The organism is Streptomyces sp. NPDC006265 (genome assembly GCF_040613555.1).
GTDB lineage: Bacteria > Actinomycetota > Actinomycetes > Streptomycetales > Streptomycetaceae > Streptomyces.
Window position 1 is genome coordinate 1 of the sequence record NZ_JBEXSH010001009.1, and the last position, 2,998, is coordinate 2,998.

Consider the following 2,998-nt stretch of genomic DNA (forward strand, 5'->3'; position numbering starts at 1 on the left):
CTGGTCAGGTCCAGCGCTATGAGGCCGATGAGCCCACTACGGCCGGCCTTGAGGTCTCGGCAGCCGGCTGCGCCGGGGCGTGGACGGCACGGTGGGCATCCGCATCACCCTCTGAGTACGGCAAGCGCTTTAGGCCGCGGGGAGTGGGGACCCCTTCCACGGGAAAGGGCACCTGCCATGAGCCGAACCCCCGCCCTGCGCGCAGCCGTCGTCGGCACCGGACACCGGGCCCAGCTGTTCACCCGCGGCCTCGCCGAACGCCCCGGCCATGTCGTGGCCGCGCTGTGCGACCCCAGCCCGACCCGGATGGCCTTCCACAACCGGCTGCTGGCCGAGAGCGGCGCACCGGCCGCCACCCCTTGGGAGCCCGACCGCTTCACCGCCCTGCTCGCCGGGGAGGGTATCGACGAGGTCGTCGTCACCACCGTCGACGCCGAGCACGACCGCTACATCGTCCCGGCGCTGAAGGCGGGCTGCTGCGTCGTCACGGAGAAGCCGATGACCGTCGACGCCGAGCGCTGCTCCCGCATCCTCGACACCGTCCGGGAGACCGGCAACTCCCTGACCGTCGCCTTCAACTACCGCTTCAACCCCGTGCACGAGAAGGTCCGGGCCCTGCTCGCCGACGGCGCGGTCGGTGAGGTGCTGTCGGTTCACTTCGAGTGGCTGCTCGACGTACGGCACGGCGCCGACTACTTCCGCCGCTGGCACCGCGATAAGCGGCACAGCGGCGGCCTGATGGTGCACAAGTCCTCGCACCACTTCGACCTGGTGAATTGGTGGCTCGCCGACGAGCCCCGGGAGGCCTTCGGCTACGGGCGGCTCGGCTTCTACGGCCGAGAGGCGGGTGAGCGGCACGGACTGCGTCGGGACTACGACCGTGCTCACGGCGCCGAGCGGGCCGCCGACGACCCCTTCGCCCTGGACCTCGCCGCCGACGACACCCTGCGCGCCCTCTACCTCGACGCCGAACGCGACGACGGCTATCTGCGCGACCGCAACGTCTTCGACGGGCGGGTCACCATCGAGGACGACATGTCCGTCCTGGTGCGCTACGCGCGCGGCGCGACGATGACGTACCACCTGACCGCCTATTCCCCCTGGGAGGGCTACCGGGTGATGTTCAACGGCAGCGCGGGCCGGCTGGAGCTGGAGGTCGAGGAGAGCCGCTGGCAGCCGCCGCTGAGCCGGATCACCTCGGCGGCGGGTGCGGTGCACGGCGACACGGCGGCCGAGAACGCGGGCGGCGCCCGTCTCACCCTGCGCCCGCTGTGGCAGCCCCCGGTGGCCGTGCCGCTCGCCGTCGACCACGAGGCCCACGGCGGCGGTGATCCGCGCATGCTCGACGCGCTGTTCGGCCCCGTCGGCCCTGCCGACACCGCCGCCGTGACCCGTCCCACGGCCACCGAACGCGACGGGGCGCTCGCCCTCGCGGTCGGACTGGCGGCCAACCGGAGCTTCGAGACGGGGCGGCCCGTGCGCACCGACGAGCTGATCACGGGCTGAGCGCGCCTCAGCTCCAGGCCCGGTACGGCTCGTCCAGCAACTGGAAGACCGGCTCGCCCCGTACCGGGTCCTTGGCCGTGGACAGGCGTACCCGGTCCCCGCTGTGGATGCCGATCGGCGGGCCCATCACCCGGCCGCGCACCACGAAGCCCTCGGACATCTCTATCTGCGACACGTTGCGCGCCGCGGGCGTGTTGCGGTGCACGACGGTGGAGTGGCGCACCGTGCCCGTGCCCTCGGCGCGCTCCGTGCGCAGCTCGCTGCCCCGGCAGACCGGACACAGCAGCCGGTGGTACATGGCGGTGCCGCACCAGGTGCAGCGCTGGTAGAGGATGGCCTCCGCGTTCTGGCCCCTCGGGTCCAGCAGGCCCGTCGCGGAGCCGGCTGCCTGCTGAGCGACGCTTCCTGAGTGGTACACGCTGGTCAACTCCCTGCACTCGGCCGGAATCCGCGCACGCGATCACCCGCGCACACGTGTGCGCGGTTCGCCGTGCCACCGTGCACGCAGCACAGAGTATGGCACTCAGTGCCACTCGTAAAGGCACTCCGTACCCTCAATGTGCGGAGTCCTCAGCCCCGTCCCAGCGTCGTCTCGATCTCCTGCACGACCCGCCACAGCGGTGCCCCGCGCCGCGACACCACGACCACCACGTCCTCCGGCTGCTCCACGGCGGGCGGCAGCGGGACACCGCCGAACGCCGACTGCACGTAGTCCAGCGCGTGGCCCACCGTCGCGCCCGCGTCGCCCTGCCCGTCCGAACGCAGCCAGGAACGCAGCGCGTTGTTGTGCGCCGCGACCACCGCCGCCGCGATCACGTCGGCCTGCAGTGTGCCGTCCCGGCGGGCGGCGAAGCGACGGCGCAGGTACTCGGCGAGGGCCCGCTCGTAGCGCCACACCACCGACAGCTCGTAGGCCCGCAGCCCCGGCACCTGCTTGGTGAGGCGGTAGCGCTGCACCGAGAACGCCGGGTTCTCGGCGTACATGCGCAGCACGAGCCGGGCCGCGTCGCAGACCCGCCGCACCGGTTCGTCGTCGGAGCCGTCCGCCAGGAACGCCGTCATGTCGGCGAGGCACCGCTCGTGGTCCGGGAAGACCACGTCCTCCTTGGAGGGGAAGTAGCGGAAGAACGAGCGCCGTCCGACACCGGCGAGCGCCACGATGTCGTCGACGGTGGTCTGCTCGTACCCCCGCTCCGGGAACAGCTGGTAGGCCGCCGCCACCAGGGCGTCCCGGATGGGCGGTTTCCCGGTGCCGGCCTCGGCTTTCTCGGAGCTCATGAGCGCGAACGTAGCACCCGTGCGGACGCCATGGCACTCAGTGCACTCGTGAGGAGGTACTGAGTGCTCTGTCCGCCGGACCCGACCGGGCTCTGAACCCCGGGCGCGGCGGCCGCGTATCTAGTGCCGCGGCAGGCAACGTTTGCCCGTTGAGGAGCGGCGTTTGGTGCGTGCTCTCGGCGTGCCGGCCGGAAGCCCTCGTACTGGACGTACT

General features: G+C 71.9%; 3 protein-coding genes. 1 reads left to right on the forward strand and 2 read right to left on the reverse strand.

The window, feature by feature from the left end; translation table 11 throughout:
• The first annotated feature begins 177 nt into the window (after positions 1-177).
• Positions 178-1,506 carry a Gfo/Idh/MocA family oxidoreductase gene (locus ABZ281_RS44325; RefSeq protein ID WP_356663938.1) on the forward strand — a complete coding sequence of 443 codons (1,329 nt, stop codon included), beginning with the start codon at positions 178-180 and terminating at the stop codon, positions 1,504-1,506.
• Positions 1,507-1,513: 7 nt separating this feature from the next.
• On the opposite strand, the gene ABZ281_RS44330 is transcribed toward ABZ281_RS44325, so the two are convergent.
• Complete coding sequence (locus ABZ281_RS44330) at positions 1,514-1,924, reverse strand: zinc ribbon domain-containing protein (RefSeq protein ID WP_356663940.1); 411 nt, start codon at positions 1,922-1,924, stop codon at positions 1,514-1,516.
• 152 nt (positions 1,925-2,076) lie between these two features.
• Positions 2,077-2,784 (reverse strand): TetR family transcriptional regulator, encoded by a 708-nt coding sequence (locus ABZ281_RS44335; protein ID WP_356663942.1) that lies wholly within the window; start codon positions 2,782-2,784, stop codon positions 2,077-2,079.
• Between the last annotated feature and the right edge of the window lie 214 nt (positions 2,785-2,998).

Coding starts and splice junctions, on each gene's coding strand:
- ABZ281_RS44335 (WP_356663942.1), bottom strand. CDS start 2,784: ATGAGCTCCGAGAAAGCCGAGGCCGGCACCGGGAAACCGCCCATCCGG.
- ABZ281_RS44325 (WP_356663938.1), top strand. CDS start 178: ATGAGCCGAACCCCCGCCCTGCGCGCAGCCGTCGTCGGCACCGGACAC.